Source organism: Kurthia huakuii LAM0618, from assembly GCF_000505545.1.
GTDB classification, from domain to species: domain Bacteria; phylum Bacillota; class Bacilli; order Bacillales_A; family Planococcaceae; genus Kurthia; species Kurthia huakuii.
Window position 1 is genome coordinate 572734 of sequence record NZ_AYTB01000008.1, and the last position, 19048, is coordinate 591781.

13 protein-coding genes, 1 other RNA gene and 2 other annotated features are annotated in these 19048 nt (G+C 39.7%); of the genes, 2 read left to right on the forward strand and 12 right to left on the reverse strand.

The genetic code is table 11. The features are described 5' to 3' along the window. Nucleotides 1–28: 28 nt before the first annotated feature. The 6 genes from alaS to cymR all read right to left on the reverse strand — a co-directional run bounded on the left by alaS (nucleotide 29) and on the right by cymR (nucleotide 8877). The gene (gene alaS, locus V514_RS0107275) at nucleotides 29–2689 is read right to left on the reverse strand and encodes an alanine--tRNA ligase (protein WP_029499286.1); all 2661 of its coding nucleotides are present in this window, start codon (nucleotides 2687–2689) and stop codon (nucleotides 29–31) included. 69 nt (nucleotides 2690–2758) lie between these two features. Continuing rightward, nucleotides 2759–2973: a binding site (T-box leader), on the reverse strand. A gap of 52 nt (nucleotides 2974–3025) precedes the next feature. After that, nucleotides 3026–5431: an SF1B family DNA helicase RecD2 gene (gene recD2, locus V514_RS0107280; protein WP_029499289.1), complete on the reverse strand. Its 2406-nt coding sequence runs from the start codon at nucleotides 5429–5431 to the stop codon at nucleotides 3026–3028. Nucleotides 5432–5446: 15 nt separating this feature from the next. Then, nucleotides 5447–6106 (reverse strand): tetratricopeptide repeat protein, encoded by a 660-nt coding sequence (locus V514_RS0107285; RefSeq protein WP_029499291.1) that lies wholly within the window; start codon nucleotides 6104–6106, stop codon nucleotides 5447–5449. A 14-nt stretch (nucleotides 6107–6120) separates the two neighbouring features. After that, nucleotides 6121–7248 (reverse strand): tRNA 2-thiouridine(34) synthase MnmA, encoded by a 1128-nt coding sequence (gene mnmA / locus V514_RS0107290; RefSeq protein WP_029499293.1) that lies wholly within the window; start codon nucleotides 7246–7248, stop codon nucleotides 6121–6123. 22 nt (nucleotides 7249–7270) lie between these two features. After that, nucleotides 7271–8413 carry a cysteine desulfurase family protein gene (locus V514_RS0107295; protein ID WP_029499295.1) on the reverse strand — a complete coding sequence of 381 codons (1143 nt, stop codon included), beginning with the start codon at nucleotides 8411–8413 and terminating at the stop codon, nucleotides 7271–7273. Nucleotides 8414–8457: 44 nt separating this feature from the next. After that, nucleotides 8458–8877, reverse strand: a complete 420-nt coding sequence (gene cymR, locus V514_RS0107300) for a cysteine metabolism transcriptional regulator CymR (protein WP_029499297.1) — start codon at nucleotides 8875–8877, stop codon at nucleotides 8458–8460. Nucleotides 8878–8985: 108 nt separating this feature from the next. Between cymR and V514_RS0107305 the strand changes: the two genes are divergently transcribed. After that, the gene (locus tag V514_RS0107305; RefSeq protein ID WP_029499298.1) at nucleotides 8986–10272 is read left to right on the forward strand and encodes a replication-associated recombination protein A; all 1287 of its coding nucleotides are present in this window, start codon (nucleotides 8986–8988) and stop codon (nucleotides 10270–10272) included. Nucleotides 10273–10429: 157 nt separating this feature from the next. On the opposite strand, the gene V514_RS0107310 is transcribed toward V514_RS0107305, so the two are convergent. The 5 genes from V514_RS0107310 to hisS all read right to left on the reverse strand — a co-directional run bounded on the left by V514_RS0107310 (nucleotide 10430) and on the right by hisS (nucleotide 16642). Beyond that, nucleotides 10430–11191, reverse strand: a complete 762-nt coding sequence (locus tag V514_RS0107310) for a tRNA threonylcarbamoyladenosine dehydratase (protein WP_029499299.1) — start codon at nucleotides 11189–11191, stop codon at nucleotides 10430–10432. Between the two features lie 241 nt (nucleotides 11192–11432). Continuing rightward, nucleotides 11433–13163 (reverse strand): hypothetical protein, encoded by a 1731-nt coding sequence (locus V514_RS0107315; protein ID WP_029499300.1) that lies wholly within the window; start codon nucleotides 13161–13163, stop codon nucleotides 11433–11435. A gap of 105 nt (nucleotides 13164–13268) precedes the next feature. Beyond that, nucleotides 13269–13454: non-coding RNA, 6S RNA (gene ssrS / locus V514_RS19955), on the reverse strand. Between the two features lie 118 nt (nucleotides 13455–13572). Further along, entirely contained in the window at nucleotides 13573–15360 is a 1788-nt protein-coding gene (aspS, locus tag V514_RS0107320) for an aspartate--tRNA ligase (RefSeq protein WP_029499301.1), read from the reverse strand. Nucleotides 15361–15376: 16 nt separating this feature from the next. Further along, the gene (gene hisS / locus V514_RS0107325; RefSeq protein WP_029499302.1) at nucleotides 15377–16642 is read right to left on the reverse strand and encodes a histidine--tRNA ligase; all 1266 of its coding nucleotides are present in this window, start codon (nucleotides 16640–16642) and stop codon (nucleotides 15377–15379) included. An 82-nt stretch (nucleotides 16643–16724) separates the two neighbouring features. Continuing rightward, nucleotides 16725–16968, reverse strand: a binding site (T-box leader). A gap of 165 nt (nucleotides 16969–17133) precedes the next feature. Here hisS and V514_RS0107330 point away from each other — a divergent pair. Then, nucleotides 17134–18510, forward strand: coding sequence for an N-acetylmuramoyl-L-alanine amidase (locus V514_RS0107330; protein WP_029499303.1), 1377 nt, complete (start codon nucleotides 17134–17136; stop codon nucleotides 18508–18510). Nucleotides 18511–18595: 85 nt separating this feature from the next. On the opposite strand, the gene dtd is transcribed toward V514_RS0107330, so the two are convergent. Beyond that, complete coding sequence (dtd, locus tag V514_RS0107335; RefSeq protein ID WP_029499305.1) at nucleotides 18596–19042, reverse strand: D-aminoacyl-tRNA deacylase; 447 nt, start codon at nucleotides 19040–19042, stop codon at nucleotides 18596–18598. Between the last annotated feature and the right edge of the window lie 6 nt (nucleotides 19043–19048).

Here is a 19048-nt window from a genome sequence, read left to right on the forward strand (position 1 = left end):
CTAAAGTATAACGGAATTAATGCTGGTTTTAAACTGATTTAACCGTTTCGTATACAGATTGTAATGCAGCGTCAAGTTTTGCAGCGTCTTTTGCACCAGCCATTGCCATGTCTGGACGGCCGCCACCTTTACCGCCGCATTGTTCCGCTACGGATTTCACGATATTGCCTGCATGATATTCTTTACCCGCGATGTCTTTTGTTACACCTGCACAAAGCATAACTTTATCGTCTGCAACGGCACCAAGTACAACGACTGCATGATTCATTTTCGCTTTTAAGTCGTCCATTAATTGACGAAGTTGACCATTATCTTTTGCTTCTACACGCGTTGCAAGAACTGTAACACCGTTAATTTCTTGAGCATCATTTAAAATGTCGCCTGCTTGAGCTGCGGCAATTTTCGCTGATAACGATTCATTTTCGCGTTGTTGTTCTTTTAATTCATGTTGAAGGTTTTCAACGCGCATTGTTAAATCTTTTGGATTTGCTTTTACTAATGCTGCTGTTGCTTCTAACATATGTTGCTCTTCTTTAGTAGCTTTATATGCTTCTTTACCTGTTACCGCCTCAATACGACGAGTTCCTGCGCCAATACCGCCTTCAGAAACGATTTTGAATAAACCAATTTCAGAAGAACGTTTCACGTGAATACCACCACAAAGTTCGATTGAGTAATCTGATACTTGAACAACGCGTACAACATCACCATATTTTTCGCCGAATAATGCCATTGCGCCCATTGCTTTTGCGTCATCGATTGCCATTTCTTCAATGATCACTTCGATATCATCCCAAATTTTTTCGTTCACTTGTAATTCGATTTGCTCTAATTCTTCCTTCGTTACAGCACCAAAGTGAGAGAAGTCAAAGCGTAAACGGTCAGGGCCTACATAAGAACCGGCTTGGTTAACGTGATCACCTAAAACATGTTTAAGTGCTGATTGCATTAAATGTGTAGCTGTATGGTTTTTCACGATTAAGTTACGATCTTCACGGTTTACTGATGCATAAACATCTGCGTTTAATGTTAATTCGCCGCTTTCAATGACGATTGTGTGCAATGGTTGACCGTTTGGTGCTTTTTGTACATCTTTAACGGTTGCTGTGAATGCTTCATTTGACAACATACCACCATCTGCAACTTGACCACCCATTTCAGCGTAGAATGGTGTTTTTGTTAAGATGACTAATACTTCATCACCTTCTGCCGCTACCGTCACTTCTTGACCACCTGCAACCATAGCAACAACTTGTGTATCCACATCTAACATATCATATCCAACAAATTCAGAAGCTTGCGTTAAGTTTGCTAACACTTCAGATTGTACTTGCATTGAATCCACATCTTGGCGTGCTGCGCGTGCGCGTGCGCGTTGTGCTTCCATTTCTTTGTCAAAGCCCGCTTCATCAACTGTCATGCCAACTTCTGCTGCATACTCTTCTGTTAATTCCACTGGGAAACCATATGTGTCATATAAACGGAATGCATCTGCACCCGGAATAAATGTTTCACCTTTTGCTTTTTGTGCTTCTACTACATCATTGAAGATAGACAGACCACCATCTAATGTTTCATGGAAACGAATTTCTTCGTTTTTCACAACTTTCATAATAAATGCTTCTTTTTCAGCTACTTCTGGGTAGAAATCTTGCATGATTGCACCGACTGTTGACACTAATTCAAACATAAATGGTTTTTCAATTCCAATTTGTTTTGCGTAACGGACTGCACGGCGTAATAAACGGCGTAACACATAGCCACGACCTTCATTTGATGGAAGGGCACCATCACCGATTGCGAATGCTACTGTACGGACATGGTCAGCAATTACTTTGAATGGTGTGTTGATATCTTCTTCAGAACCAAAGATTTCAGACAATGCAACTTCGTTAGGGCGTTTATATTTACGGTCTGCAAATTGTTCGATTTTTTCAATAATTGGCATGAATAAATCTGTGTCATAGTTTGTTGGAACATCTTGTACAACCGATGTAATACGCTCTAATCCCATACCTGTATCAATGTTTTGTTTTGGTAGCGGCGTATATGTGCCATCTGGGTTGTGGTTGAATTGAGAAAATACTAAATTCCAAATTTCAAGGTAACGTTCATTTTCGCCGCCTGTGTATAACTCAGGATCGGTTGCATCGTTACCATATTCTTCACCACGATCGTAGAAAATTTCAGAGTTTGGACCAGAAGGACCTTCACCAATATCCCAGAAGTTTCCTTCAAGACGAATTAAACGCTCTTCAGGGATGCCAATTTCATTTTTCCAAATGTTATAAGCTTCTACATCTTCTGGATGGATTGTAATTGATAATTTGTCGCCGTCAAAGCCCATCCACTTAGGATCTGTTAAAAATTCCCACGCATAGTGAATCGCCTCTTTTTTAAAGTAATCACCGATTGAGAAGTTTCCTAGCATTTCGAAGAATGTATGGTGACGCGCTGTTTTACCAACATTTTCAATATCATTTGTACGAATCGCTTTTTGTGCATTTGTAATGCGTGGATTCTCTGGAACTACTGAACCATCAAAATATTTTTTTAATGTCGCAACACCTGAGTTAATCCAAAGTAATGAGTTATCATTGATTGGTACAAGTGGCATACTTGGCTCTTGTTTGTGATTTTTTTCTACGAAAAATTCGATATATTTACGGCGAATTTCTGATGCTTTCATTGTATATATTCCTCCTAGATTATGATGAATGACGATAGGCAAACGCAAAATAAAAAGTCCCCATCCCTAGAAAGGGACGAGAACTATAATAACGTTTTCGTGGTACCACCCTAATTCATATGCAAAAAACCGCATATCTCTTAGCACTATAACGTAGTGAACGGCAGTGATTGGCTGCACTCCGGAGTAGCTTTCGGATAAGATATAAGAAGATTCTTGCAGCCTAATGGAACCTCTTTCTTTACATTATATCTCTATCGTACTTTTTCCGTCATCGTTTTCATCTATTCTATAGATGATTATAAGAAAAAGGTCTGACAGTGTCAATTGCTAGTGCTAAAGAAACTGCTGTGGCGTCACACTTTCCATACCAATCATTGGATCAATGGTTGAAATGTTTTCAAGCGTTAAGCGCTTCTCAGAATTATCGGTTGAATAATCGGTGTCATTCGTAGAAATTTCTTCCGCTTCAAGCGCACCATTTAGACGACCAACAAGCGTTGTGCGGCGCGATACATCCGCGATATTTTGAACTCCTCGAACAAATGTCTCCGGTTCGCCACATAAAATCAAGAAATCCTTCGCGCGTGTAAGCCCTGTATAAAGCAAGTTCTTACGCAACATTTTATAGTAACTTCGCACAACGGGCATAATGACCATTGGAAACTCGCTACCTTGCGACTTATGAATAGAGCAACAATACGCCAGCGTTAATTGACTCAAATCGCCACGCGAATACGTCACTTCATTCCCATCAAATGATACGATTAACTGATCGACATTATCTGTCGTTTCTTTCGCTCGAAAAATAGCAATTACTTCTCCCATATCGCCGTTAAACACATTGCTTTGTGGCTGATTGATAAGCTGTAATACTTTGTCTCCAATGCGGTATGTCGTATCACCAAAAGCCATTTCTTTTGTTTTTGCATTTTTCTTAGGGTTAACAAGCTCTTGAATCATATGATTTAAATTATCAATACCTGCATCGCCACGATACATCGGTGCAAGCACTTGGACATCATAAATTGTAAATCCTTTTTTTAATGCACTTTGAATAATCTGTGAGACAACAGTTGGAATTTGCGAAGCATGCGCTTGTATAAATGAACGATCGCCAGTTTTTTCCGTTAAATTCGTTGGAATCATATTATGTTTTAATTGATGAGCCATTTCAACAATCGATGAACCATTCGCTTGACGATACACTTGACCAAGCTCTACTGTTGGAATGACATGCGAATCGAGCATATCCTTTAATACTTGTCCTGGCCCTACAGGTGGTAACTGATCTTGGTCGCCAACAAAAATAATTTGGCAATCTTCTGGTAAAGCTTTTAAAAGTTGATACGCAAGCCATGTGTCCACCATCGACATTTCATCGATAATAATTAATTTCCCGGCAATATTACGTTCTGTTTCTTCATCCGGGTCTTCTTGCCCTGTAAATCCTAACAAACGGTGAATTGTTTGTGCTGGTAAACCTGTTGATTCACTCAAACGTTTTGCCGCACGTCCTGTAGGTGCAGCAAGAACAATTGGAAATGGTGTATCCTTATCATACTCTTTCATATCAAGTGATAGACCATGAAGTTCTGCATACACATCCACTAAACCGCGTACAACGGTCGTTTTTCCTGTACCCGGCCCACCTGTTAAAATCATTGCGGCACTATTGATTGCCGTTTCAATCGCCTTAACTTGCGGCTCTGCATAAACGACATTAAAGCGCTCCTCTGCATCACCAATCCACTTACGAATTTCAGAGCTTGGGAAAGCAGACTGTTCATCGTTGCGACTAATTAATTCAAGTAATGTCTCTGCAATACCTACTTCAGAATAATACAATGACGGCATATAAAGACGTTGTGCTTCACCGCAAAGTTTACCATTTTTCCCAAGTTCAATAATTGCAGCCGATACCGCTTCAATATCAATGATGATTGGTTGGCTTTTTTCAAGTAATTCTTTCGCTTCGGTAATTAATTGTGTGGCCTCCATATACACATGACCATCTGATAATGCCATTTGATTTAATAAATGCAACACGGCCGCTTTAATACGCCCTGGGTTATCGCCGGTAATTTCAAGCTGTTCACCTAAATCATCCGCTCGATTAAAGCCAATACCGCTAATATCTTCAATTAAGCGATACGGATTTTCTTGTAACAGTTGAATAGTCTTATCTTCATATTTTTGATAAATACGCACAGCTACTTGTGGTCCAAATCCCCATTCACCAAGCTTAATCAAAATACGATCCATGCCAAGATTTGCTTTTAAAACGTCACGTAGCGTTTCTTTCTTATCGTCACTTAAACGCGGAATATGTTCAAGCGCATCTGGATTTTCGATAATTTTTTTAATAGCATTTGGCCCTAACTTTTCAACGATAATTTCAGCTGTTCGCTTCCCAATTCCCGGAAACAAGTCACTTGATAAATATTGAATGACGCCCGTCTCTGTGGCTGGAATCTCTTTTTCAAATGATGTTGCTTGAAACTGCAAGCCGTACTTTGGATGTTGTTTTAAATCCCCTTGGAAACGATACATCGCTTCAGTATCAACTTGTGGAAAATAGCCCGCAACAATAATTTCTTTCTCGCTATAATCCGTATTCGTCTCCTGAATTTTCAACTTGATAATTGAAAATAAATTTTCCTTATTATGAAAAATGGAGACGACAGGTCGACCCACCACAAATAGCGGTTCCTCCGCAAAAAGTGATAAATTTTCAGTCAACACTGTCACCTCCTATTAGTCTTTACGTTGCATCAGCATATCGTAAATATATTTTGCTTGATCAAACTCTGGCGCAATTTCAAGCGCTTTTTGTAAATGTGTTTTTGCGGTCTCAACATCGTCTGTTGAAACGGCATATAATACACCTAAATTATAATAAGCATCTGCATTGTTTTCATCTAATGAAAGTACCGCTTCAAGCTCTGGTTTTGCAAAATCAAACATTTCAAGTGACGCCATTAAAATCGCATTCGCTAAGCGTACTTGAATGTCTTCTGGTGCAAGTTCTGCAGCACGTTGCATATAAGGTAATGCTAGCTTTAAATTCCCTGCATGTTCAAATGATTTACCAAGCATATAATAAGCATCTGCGCCCTCAATACCTGAACGAATCGCACGCTCATAAATTTTTGCCGCTTCTTCAAAACGTTCATTATTATAATAAAGATTTGCTAAACCATAATAAGCGGTTGCTGCCTCTTCATTTAATGAGATCGCTTTTTGGAAAAAACGTTCAGCGCGCTCCATATCACCCATACCGGCTAGTAAGTTACCAAAATTAATGTACCCAACTGTGTCGTTTGGATGTTCTTCGATTGCTTGTGTAAATGCCTTTACGGCGTCCTCAAAGCGTTCTTCTTGCATCGCTTTAATGCCTTGTTCGTTATGATTCAATTGTGACACCTCTATTATCCTACATATGTTAATTTTTCGCCGTCTTTAAAGACTTCGTCGATTGTTGCGCCACCTAAACACACATCGCCATCATATAAGACGACTGATTGCCCTGGTGTAATCGCACGTGTTGGTTCTGAGAACGTCACATGCCATTGGTCGTTACCCGTAATTTCAACTGTTACAGGAACATCTTTTTGACGGTAGCGGAATTTAGCCGTACAATCAAATTTTTGTGGCATTTCGCGTTTTGTTGAGAAGCTAGTTTTCACTGCTGTTAAGCTTGTTGAATACAATTTATCATTGTGGAAACCTTGACCAACTAATAACACATTGCGTTGTAAGTCTTTACCAACGACAAACCAAGGATCACCATCGCCACCGATACCTAAACCGTGACGCTGACCTAATGTATAGTACATTAAACCATCATGTTTCCCCATTACTTTACCATCGAATGTTTCCATATTGCCTGGTTGAGCTGGTAAGTATTGGCTTAAGAATTCTTTGAAATTGCGTTCACCAATGAAGCAAATGCCTGTTGAATCTTTTTTCTTCGCTGTCGCAAGTTCTGCTTCTGCAGCGATTTCACGTACGCGAGGTTTTACAATTTCACCGATTGGGAACATGACGTGTTCTAGTTGTTCTGGTGACAATTGATTTAAAAAGTACGTTTGATCTTTATTGTCATCGACACCACGAAGCATCACGCGATTTCCATCAGCATCTGTCCCCATACGTGCATAGTGACCTGTTGCTACATAATCTGCACCAAGGCGCAATGCATGCTCAAGAAATGCTTTAAATTTGATTTCTTTATTACACATAACGTCAGGGTTTGGTGTACGACCTGCTTTATATTCATCAAGGAAATAAGTAAATACTTTATCCCAATATTCTTTTTCAAAGTTTACTGCGTAGTATGGAATACCAATTTGATTACATACTTTAATCACATCTTCATAATCCTCCGTTGCGGTACAAACGCCATTTTCGTCTGTATCGTCCCAGTTTTTCATAAAGATACCGATGACATCGTACCCTTGCTCTTTTAAAATATGAGCCGTCACCGATGAATCGACGCCTCCTGACATGCCGACTACGACACGTGTTTCTGAACGATCTTTTACTGCTGTTGTCATTGTTTTACTTCACCTTTTCTCGTTATTTCGTTAAACGATTCACAATTCCAATTACGGCTTTTGCTGCACGTTCGATTTGCGCTGAATCCAAACCGTAACCAAAACTAAAACGAATCGAGTTGCGTAGCTCTTTGGCACCTTTGCCATACATCGCAAGCAACACATGCGATGGTTCAAGTGAGCCCGCTGTACAAGCAGAGCCACTTGAAACAGCTACGCCTTCGATATCTAGATTGATTAAGAACGATTCAACATCCATACCAGCGAAGCTCACATTGAGCACATGAGGTAATGCGTGAAGGGCATCCCCATTAACGTGGTAGGCAATACCAGCTGCATCAAATGCTGAAAGAAGCATTTGACGATAACCTGTATACACTGTTGCTTTTTCTTCCATAGAACTTTGCGCAAGCTCTACTGCTTTGGCAAAGCCGACGACTGCTGGAACATTTTCTGTACTTGCGCGACGCTTACGCTCTTGGTCACCGCCGACAATAAGAGGCTGTACTTTCGCACGTGGACGTTCATAAAGGAAACCCATTCCTTTTGGACCGTTCAATTTATGCGCAGAAGTTGATAATAAATCAACCCCTAACGCATCAACATCGATTTTTTCTAAACCGAACGCTTGCACTGCATCTGTATGAAATGCTGCGGTATGTTCTTTTAAGAGCGCGCCGATTTCAGCGATTGGTTGCTTCGTACCTACTTCATTATTACCGTACATAATCGTGACAAGAATCGTATCGTCACGCAAAGCACGGTTAAAGTCGTCGATAGCAATCATACCATGTTTGTCAACCGGAAGATACGTTACGTCAAAACCTTCTTTTTCAAGGCGTTCGCATGCACGAAGTACAGCATGATGTTCAACTTGTGTTGTAATAATGTGGCGCCCTTCTTGTTGACGTGCATAGGCTGTTCCGAAAATCGCTAAATTATTTGCTTCAGAACCACCGCTTGTCAAGACAATCTCATGGTCTTTTGCACCAATTGAATGTGCAATAAAACCACGCGCATCATCTAAGTATTTGCGTGCGTGTCGACCAATGCCGTGAATCGATGATGGATTACCATACACATCATTCATAACTGCTACCATCGCCTCAATAACTGCTGGATGCATTGGAGACGTCGCTGCATGGTCTAGATAAATTTCAGTCATTAAAAAATCTCCTTTAATCGTACAGCTTATGCTGCAATTGTTTCTTAAATATAGAACATATAGTTACTGTCATCTATTGACTCTGTATATTTTGCTAAATCTTCTAGGTTTGTTTTATCTAACACTTCTTTAACTGCATCACGTACACGAATCCATAATTCACGTTGTGGTGGCGCTTCGTTTTCAATACCTTCAACCGGTTGAATCGGTCCTTCTAGCACTTTAATGACATCTGCCGCAGAAATCAAGTGTGGTGGCTTCGCTAACATATAGCCGCCATAAGCACCACGTACACTTTTAACAAGTCCTGAGTTGCGTAGTGGCGACACTAGTTGTTCTAAGTATGCTTCAGAAAGATGATTCTCCGATGCAATTTGACGCAACGGAATCGGCCCCTGACCATATTGTTTTGATAGCTCAATCATAATTGTAAGACCGTAACGCCCTTTAGTTGAAATTTTCATATAGACACCTCTGCTTCATAATACTGTTATCATCTAAGTATAGCATATTCCCTTCCAATTCACTCGGTTTTCAACTATCATAAATAGTATAAAAAAGGAGGGCTTTTTATGTCCAATGAACCGCTTGCCTATCGCTTACGTCCGAAAACGCTTGATGATGTCGTCGGACACCGCGACTTTATTGGCCCAGAGACAACGTTATATAAGACGATTCAAAAAGGCCATGTCCCATCGATGCTTTTATATGGAGAACCAGGCATCGGCAAAACATCGCTAGCCTTTGCTATTGCAGGTACGAGCAAACTACCATTTTATGCACTCAATGCTACACGTGCCGGAAAAAAAGATGTTGAAGATGTAGTCGCTGAAGCAAATTTACAAGGAACTGTGCTACTTTTTTTAGATGAAATTCATCGTTTTAATAAATTACAACAAGATACGTTACTACCTCATGTAGAAAGCGGTAGAGTGATTTTAATTGGCGCTACAACTGAAAATCCATTTCATGATGTTAATCCCGCCATTCGTTCACGCTGTGGAGAAATCAAACAGCTCAAGCGGCTAACGAATGAAGACTTACTCGACCTTTTAAAGCGTGCATTAGCCGATGACAAACGTGGTCTTGGCAACTATAAAATAAAAATTTCTGATGAACAACTTGAAAAGATTGCGATAGCAAGTAACGGCGATGGGCGCAAAGCATTAACATTGCTGGAATCGGTTTATTATGCTTCTGACGAAATTGACGATATAGCCATTGTCAATGATTGGACGCTAGATCAACTTGCAGAACGCATTGGCGTTTATGGCGATAAAAAAGGCAGTCAATTTTACAATTTATTATCGGCACTACAAAAATCAGTGCGCGGTAGTGATGTAAATGCAGCGTTATATTATTTAGCTATGTGTTTAGAAAACGGTGATATTATTGCTGTATCACGTAGATTACTCGTTATGAGTTATGAGGATGTTGGCTTAGCGGCACCAGAAGTCGGTAGCCATGTGCTTGCAGCTTGCCAATCAGCCGAGCGTTTAGGGCTGCCAGAAGCTCGTATTCCGCTCGCTCACGCAGTCATTGAAATGTGCCTAGCCGAAAAATCAAATTCAGCGCTGCTTGCAATTGATAATGCAATTCACGCGATTCACGCTGGTAAAACAGGCGATATTCCCTTACACTTACGCGATTCACATTATAACGGTGCAAAGTCACTCGGTGTTGAAGGCTATCAATACCCACACGATACCCCAATTGGAACATTTGGTGGATGGATCCCTCAACAATACTTACCGGATAAACTTGTAGGGACCGAATTTTACAAGCCAGTCATTGCGGGTCAAGAAAAAAGAATGGCTGGCATTTACGACCATTTAACTAGCTTAAAACAAAAAGAATAATCAAAAAAAGCAGCCATCATAAAACAGAATGATGACTGCTTTTTCTTATGACCACTACTTGTCATAATGTTATATTTGCAATACGATGTTCCCGATAAACCAACAACTATACTGCGAATTGTAGCCGATACATCTATCATAAACTCCTATGCTGCAATTAACCTTGGACGCGCGTAATCATGATATCTTTTAAAATATCACGAATTACCCAACTTGCTGCAATTAAACCAACAGACGATGGTACAAAAGCATTTGATGATGGTGGCATTTTTGCTTTACGAATTTCCGCCTCAGGTTTCCCAACTGTTTCCGCTACATCTGGGCGAATAACAATCGGACTCTCATCAGAAAAAATAACTGGGATGCCCTTTTTTATGCCCTCTTTGCGAAGTTTCACGCGGATAACTTTCGCTAGTGGGTCCATAAATGTCTCTGAAATATCCGCAATACGGAATCGCGTAGGATCCATTTTATTCGCAGCACCCATACTCGAAATAATTTTCACATCACGTTTTAAACATTCTTTCATAATATGAATTTTATACATTACTGTATCGCTCGCATCAATAATATAATCTGGATTGTAACTGAAAAATTCTTCGTATGTTTCATCTGTATAAAACATATGCAAGTCAATTACTTCACAATCCGGGTTAATATCCGCAATGCGCTCTTTCATGACTGCTGATTTAGATTGACCGATTGTCGACATATATGCAACAAGCTGACGGTTAATATTTGTAATATCAACATCATCTTTATCGACTAGAACAATACGGCCCACGCCACTGCGCGCTACAGCTTCAGCTGCAAATGAACCGACGCCGCCAACACCAAGGATGGCAACTGTTGTATTTTTTAGTAGTTCAAGACCTTCTTGGCCAACTGCTAATTCATTACGTGAAAATTGGTGTAACATATCATTATTCACTCCGTTATGATTAAAATCCCTACATAAAAAGTAGACGTCTTTCAAAATATAAACAATCTGTTTTAAATTTGCAAGTAACCGACTAAGAATTAATGGAATTATTTCATTGTCTATCTACCGCTTCATATGAACTATGCACAGCTACAAAAAATTATGAATGCACAATAAATGTTAACAAGCGTTGCTATTTGTTATCACAATTGATTCTGAAAAAGAGCAACCATATTTTTTAATGTGACACTTGCAATTGTTCTTTGTTATTTTGTAGCATTGGATACAGTAACAAATAAATAAGCCTCCCTTGTATAGGACATCCTTCTGTATAAAAACAATGGCGTGGATAGGCTAGTGGGTCAATATCTCGCTGGCGATACTTATCGACAAAAGCGTTCATCGTAATAGCCACGCTATAATTTTCAGCGCTAGGATTATATGCCCAGCGAAACCATCGTGTTAGTGCATTATCAGGTAACGTTGCTAACAAATTTTGCGACGCTGCTACTTCCCCTAAGGCACTCAGTACTGCTAAGCGTAAATATTGCTGTTGAACCGTCCACGTAGTCATGCTATTTAAATAATCAAAAGCTGCTTCAAAGTTACGCTTGTCAAATGCACATGCGGCCGTTTTAAAATACGTACGATTGCGCATGGTTTCTGTTGTTTTTTTTGTAAGTGCAAGCGCATGTTGTAAATATACTTCATTATCCTCATAATCACTTAATAGTAGCAACGCATCAATGCATTGTTCATCATAAATAAAAGCCGTTTGCGCACATTCTAAGCGTTGCTGGTCATGCGTTTGTTCATATGCTAAATAAGCAAAATGCTGTGCCAAATCCGTGGCAGTCTTTGGTACAAATTCAATATCTTGCGTACGCTGTAATCGTTTGCGCGTTACTTCATCTGTGATACCGCGCTCGTCACAAACTTTAGTTAACTGCCATTTTTCACGCTCAACAACGGTTGCATCTGTTCCCGCACAATAAAGCGTTTGCTCATCCTCTAGCAAATGCCATGCTGAAAATTCTTCTTTATAATATTTTTCTAACTGCGCAGCATAATAATACACTGTTGTCGTTGATACACTACAAAGTTGCGCAACTTGATGCACTGTTAAAATGCGCGGAATAAAGTTGAATTTCATACCAAACTGTAACACAGCAGCAATAAATCCACCTTTTTTACGGGCCGTAATATTATTGTGTGTTACATAATAATGCGTAAATAAAAATAGCGGTTCACTTTTTAAATCGAGTTCAATCAATGCAGCATCAAGTATAACGAGTAATTGTTTTATTTGTGCTGACATACCATTCATCAATGATGCTTCAGATACAAATAAACGCCAACAATCGGCGATGTGGTGCTTAAAAAACATACTATATGATAATTCTGAGACATCATAAAGCTTCTTCCAAGCAACCAATAAACTGTCGCTTGCTTTCGTCAAAATAATGCCCATACTAAGTGAATAATAAATATTTTCTCCTAAACCTTTAACGAGCAACAACAAGGTGTTTTCACCGACATGATGCACTGCTGCTGAAAAATCGAGAACATATACGAGTTCCTTTGTCCACGCATGTTTAATTGCTACATAACGCTCGGTCACCTCAATAATTTCACCAAAAAAGAATAATGGTTGCTGCCATGTATGAATCAGTTTTTTTAATTTTGTTTGTGGTTCACGTTTCATGCGTTCCATAATAAATTGTGGCCAGTCTGGAGCGGCATCACTCAAAAAGAAATAACTATCTTCGATCAGTCGCCTCGCCGTCTGCTCATCTAGCTTTTGTTCCATTTCTCGAAAGAGTGTAGGTGATAACCATTTTTTCACTTGTTCAAAAGCCGCTTCATGCTCATATTGTGCTAAAAATTGTTGAACAAATTGTTGTTTTACAGTCATGAAATGATATTCTACCGGGGCAATGTTTTTTTGTATTGCAGGTTGCTTCTTCAAACCATCCACCTCCCTTTTGAAATCAATGCGAAAAAAGAGATTGTCCGCATCAACTATGGACAATCTCTTTGTATCGATTTATATACCCTTTTTACGCACAAAAAAACAAATCCCATTGTGCCGTCAGTTTTCACATCGTTTTGAGCCCGCGTAAAGCAGTTATTTGTTCGCACAACTTGCTCGAAAGTCCCACCTAACAGGCATGATCTAAAAAGCTGTATATGAACAAAATCTCAAAAATAAATATGTTCGGTCAAAACTGATTGCAGCTGTCGTACACCGCAGGATTTGTCGTTACAAGTATATTATCACTTTATTCTATTTCGTGCAACATTTTTGTTCAAAAATACGTTTTTTCTGTACAAAAAAACCCACACTCATACAGTGCAGGATTTTTTGCGTTAAACAATTAGTCTTCGTCAGCCATTGTTTTTACACGAATGTGTAAATCGTCAAGTTGAGCAGTTGCTACTTCTGATGGTGCGTCTGTTAATAAACAGCTAGCTGAAGCTGTTTTAGGGAACGCAATTGTGTCGCGTAAGTTATCGCGACCAGATAATAACATAATGAAACGGTCAAGACCGAATGCTAAACCACCATGTGGAGGAACGCCGTATTCAAATGCATCCATTAAGAAACCAAATTGTTCTTGAGCTTGTTCTTGTGTAAAACCAAGCGCTTTGAACATTTTTTCTTGTAAGTCTTTTTCATAGATACGTAAAGAACCGCCGCCTAATTCATAACCGTTAAGCACGATATCGTACGCTTGGGCGCGAACTTTACCAGGGTCTGTATCCATTAATGCTAAATCTTCATCGAATGGACGTGTGAATGGGTGGTGAGCTGCAGTGTAACGGCCAGCTTCTTCATCATATTCAAGTAATGGCCAATCTGTGATCCATAAGAAAGCGAAGCGAGATTCATCGATTAATTCTAAGTCTTTACCTAATTTTTTACGTAAAGCGCCCAATGCATCTGCTACTACTGATGGTTTGTCGGCTACGAATACTAATGTATCACCAGGTTCTGCACCCATACGTTCCATTAATTTCACGCCGAAATCATCTTGGAAGAACTTACCGATAGGACCTGTTAAACCTTCAACGCCTGTTTCAGTAACTTTAATCCACGCAAGACCTTTTGCACCGTAACGACCAACAAATTTTGTTAATTCGTCTAAATCTTTACGAGAGTATTTGTCATTCGCACCTTTGATGTTTAAACCTTTAACTTGTTTACCATCTGCTACTGTTTGTGCAAATACTTTAAATCCACAGCCGTCTACAACGTCAGTTAAATCGATTAATTCTAAGTCGAAACGAACGTCTGGTTTATCTGAACCGTAACGAGACATTGCTTCGTCATATTTCATACGTTGGAATAGACGTGGTACATCGATACCTTTAACTTCTTTCATTACTTTTTGAATTAAGCGTTCATTAATATCAAGAATTTGTTCTTGGTCTAAGAAACTCATTTCCATATCGATTTGTGTGAATTCTGGTTGACGGTCAGCACGTAAATCTTCATCACGGAAACAACGTGCGATTTGGAAGTAACGTTCGAAACCAGATACCATTAACAATTGTTTGAACAATTGTGGTGATTGTGGAAGCGCATAAAATTCACCATCGTGTACACGTGACGGTACTAAGTAGTCACGCGCGCCTTCTGGAGTTGATTTTGTAAGAATTGGTGTTTCAACTTCTAAGAAACCTTCGTCTTGTAAGAAGTTACGCACAACTTTTGTTACGTCAGAACGTAATTTGAATGTTTTGTACATAACAGGACGACGTAAATCTAAATAACGGTATTTTAAACGTAAATCTTCATTTACTTGGATACGGTCTTCAATTTGGAATGGTGGTGTTTGCGCCTTGTTGATTAATGTTACGTTATCAACATAAACTTCGATAGCACCTGTATCTAAGTTCGGGTTAACCATTTCTGGTGTACGCGCGCGCACTTCCCCTTCTACTTCAATTACATATTCACTACGGAATGAATCTGCTAAATCTAATGCTGCTTGAGAGTTTTCTGGTGTGAATACAACTTGTGTTAAACCTGTGCGGTCGCGTAAATCGATGAAAATCAAACCACCGAAGTCACGACGATATTGTACCCAACCTTTTAATACGACGCGCTCGCCAACGTTTTCAGCGCGTAAAATTCCACATTCATGTGTGCGTGTTGCCATTGTGTAATTCCTCCAATTAATGTGTTTGTAAGTAGTTCACTAAATCATGGAACGGCACTTTTTCTTGTGTACCAGATTCCATATTTTTCACAGCTGCAGCATTTTCAGCAAGCTCTTGTTCACCTAACACAAGAACCCATTTTGCGCCTTGACGATCTGCAGCCTTCATTTGCGCTTTCATTTTACGACTTGCGTAGTCAAGTTCGGTAGCGATGCCTTTTGCACGGAATGTACTTGCAAGCTCTACCGCTTTTTCTTTCGCAGCGTCATCCATCGATACGATGAACACATCAAGCGCATTATCTGTCTCTAATGTTTTACCTTCTGCTTCTAATGCAAGAAGTAAACGTTCGATACTCATTGCAAAGCCGATACCAGCCATATCAGGACCGCCGACGTCTTGCACAAGTCCGTGGTAACGCCCACCACCACAAAGCGTCGTAATTGAACCAAAGCCTTTTGATGTGCTCATGATTTCAAACGCCGTATGATTGTAGTAGTCAAGACCACGTACAAGATTTGGATCTACTTCATATTCGATACCTAGTAAATCTAAATAATGTTTTACTTGCTCGAAATATGTTGCAGACTCGTTATTTAAGAAGTCTGTTAAAGCAGGTGCTGTTGCCATTAATGGATTTTCGCTATCTACTTTACAGTCTAAAATGCGCAGAGGATTTTTCTCTAAGCGGTTTTGACAGTCTGAACAAAACTCGTGAATATGTGGCTCAAAGTGGTTAATTAATGCGGTACGATGCGCTTCGCGAACCTCTTTATCCCCTAATGAGTTAATCACTAACTTCAAATCTGTTAAACCAACAGTACGATAGACATTCATCGCAAGTGAAATAACTTCTGCATCAATTGCTGGATCTTTACTGCCGATTGCTTCAACGCCGAATTGTACAAATTGACGGTAGCGTCCTGCTTGTTGGCGCTCATAGCGGAACATTGGGCCAACGTATGAAAGTTTTACTGGTTGGTCTGGTAAACCATATAGCTTGTGCTCTACATAAGCGCGCACAGCTCCAGCGGTACCTTCTGGACGCAACGTTAATGAACGTCCACCGCGGTCTTCAAATGTGTACATTTCTTTTTGTACGATATCGGTCGTATCACCTACACCGCGTTGGAACAATTCAGTTGATTCAAACATCGGTGTACGAATTTCTTCGTAGCGATATGTGTGGCATAGATGACGAATGATTTCCTCTACTTTTTGCCATTTGGCTGATTGCTCTGGTAGGATATCCTGTGTTCCTCTTGGTACTTTAAACGTCATGTATATGCTCCTTTCAAAAATACTGAATTACGTGTCGAGAAGGGACGGAAAATAAAAAAGGCCGCCGTTCCTTGCAATAAATGCAAGGGACGACAGCTCATAATAGTAGCTTCCGCGGTTCCACCCTAGTTGGTCATTATCTAAAAATGACCCTCTCTAATCGGATAACGGCCGATTCCGTTTTCCCCTACTAAGCCTGCTACGTTTCGAAGAAAAACCTCGCGAGTGTTATTCACTAATTCACATGATAAGAAAACTTTCAGCCACGATTTTCTCTCTCTAAAACATGCCTCGAAATTAGTTACTTGTTCGGTCATAGGTATTTGTTAATAATGTCAGATTACTTCATATCATAATCAGAAACAGTTAAGATGTCAACTTTTTCTGAAATGTTACATGATATTTCGTTCATGTCAAAGTTGTAACAATTTTGAAATATACTAGCTTTTTGATGTTAAAAATTTATACTATAGAAGAAAGGGAGGACGATCATGAGTAAAAATCTATCAAAAGTCATGCTATTTATGATCGCTGCAATGCTTGTCATTTCAACGGTCATGATCTCTAACCCTGGCACTTCGCATGCGGCAACGACAACATACAAAACTACAGATTCGTTAAACGTACGCATTGGTCCAGGTGTGAAGTATTCAAAAATTGCCACACTGAAAAAAGGTTCAATTGTCACAAAAGTCAGCACTAAAGGAAACTGGTGGAAAGTAAAATACACAGCTTCAAAAACAGGTTGGGTAAATGGAAAATATTTAAAAGCTGTATCAACTGTTACAGCGACAACACCATCAAAAACAACTTATTACTATGTAACTGAGTCAACAGGCTTAAACATGCGCGCTTCTTATAGCGTTTCAAGTAAAAAAGTTGGCGTAACCATTCCTTACGGTGCAAAAGTAAAAATCAAGAAAACAGCGAAAAATGGTTGGATTCAAGTAGCATATGGTGGTAAAACAGGCTGGATCAACGCAGATGAACGCTATGGTTTCAAATCAACATCAAACATTAGCTACACAGCTAGCGAGCCTACTGAATTACAATATGTACTTGTTCATGATGATATGAATGTACGTAGCTTACCGTCAACAGCAGCTCCAAAATTAGGAACGGTAACAACTGATTACGCAGCACGTATTCTACGCGTTTCAAATTCAAACTGGGCAGAAGTTCAATATAGCGATTCACAAAAAGGTTGGATTTCGCTAAGAACATCTGACACAACTGTCACAAACAAAGAACCAGATCAAATTTCAAAACCAGTTAACGGTTCATTAGCTGGTATTAAAGTAGTAGTAGATGCTGGACATGGTGGTAGTGACCCAGGTGCTGGTGGTAAAGATTTAAATGGTAAATTTATCACTGAGGCATCACTTACATTACAATCAGGCAAAGCGTTAAAAGAACAAATTGAAGCAGTTGGTGGTACGGTTTATATGACACGCGAAGGTAACGGTGCTCTTTCTTCTAACAAGACGACAGACCTTGGTCTACGCGCGAAATACGCAGCGAAAAAAGGTGCTAATGCTTTCATCAGCTTACACTATAATTCAGCAGCAGCGTCATCAGCAACAGGTATTGAAACACTATACTATCAATCAACTTCAAAAGAATTTGCTAACACAATTCACAAAAACATGATGGCATCTATTAAAGAAGAATATCCAACAATGAAAGACCGCGGTTTAAAATATCAAAATGTTATGGTATTACGTGAAAACTCTGTATTCGCAACATTAGTTGAACTTGGTTTCGTTTCAAACCCAAGTGAATTATCTCGTATTAATACAGATGAGTATCGTGCAGTTGTAGCAGAAGGTATTACAAACGGTATTATCGAATACTACGGTCGCGACTAATCATGTCAAACACGCTCTTTGTTAGGGCGTGTTTTTTTGTGCACAAAAAAAGTCAGGAAATGCGTTGTAGCGCACTTCCTGACTTTTATTTTGTTCGTGAATCAAAAATGATTGTTACAGGTCCATCATTAATTAATTGTACGTCCATCATTGCTCCAAAGATGCCTGTCTCGACGTCTAAGCCTTCGTTGCGAAGTGCTTCATTAAAGTACTGCCACAGCGGCTCTGCATGTTCTGGGCGTGATGCACCGGTAAAACTCGGGCGATTCCCCTTCTTAGTATCTGCATAGAGCGTAAACTGTGAAATCGATAAAATCGTCCCGCCATGTTGGCCAATTGATCGATTCATCTTGCCATCTTCATCTTCCCAAATACGCGTTTTTGCAATTTTTGCTGCTAAAAAATCGGCATCCGCTTCCGTATCATCATGCGTGATACCAACAAGTAAAACATACCCTTTTGTAATTTGGCCTGTTACTGTCCCTTCGACAGTAACAGAAGCCTCTCTACTGCGTTGTAATACGATTCTCACTTACAT

Coding starts and splice junctions, on each gene's coding strand:
- alaS (WP_029499286.1), bottom strand. CDS start 2,689: ATGAAAGCATCAGAAATTCGCCGTAAATATATCGAATTTTTCGTAGAA.
- mnmA (WP_029499293.1), bottom strand. CDS start 7,248: ATGACAACAGCAGTAAAAGATCGTTCAGAAACACGTGTCGTAGTCGGC.
- V514_RS0107295 (WP_029499295.1), bottom strand. CDS start 8,413: ATGACTGAAATTTATCTAGACCATGCAGCGACGTCTCCAATGCATCCA.
- cymR (WP_029499297.1), bottom strand. CDS start 8,877: ATGAAAATTTCAACTAAAGGGCGTTACGGTCTTACAATTATGATTGAG.
- V514_RS0107305 (WP_029499298.1), top strand. CDS start 8,986: ATGTCCAATGAACCGCTTGCCTATCGCTTACGTCCGAAAACGCTTGAT.
- V514_RS0107310 (WP_029499299.1), bottom strand. CDS start 11,191: ATGTTACACCAATTTTCACGTAATGAATTAGCAGTTGGCCAAGAAGGT.
- aspS (WP_029499301.1), bottom strand. CDS start 15,360: ATGGCAACACGCACACATGAATGTGGAATTTTACGCGCTGAAAACGTT.
- hisS (WP_029499302.1), bottom strand. CDS start 16,642: ATGACGTTTAAAGTACCAAGAGGAACACAGGATATCCTACCAGAGCAA.
- V514_RS0107330 (WP_029499303.1), top strand. CDS start 17,134: ATGAGTAAAAATCTATCAAAAGTCATGCTATTTATGATCGCTGCAATG.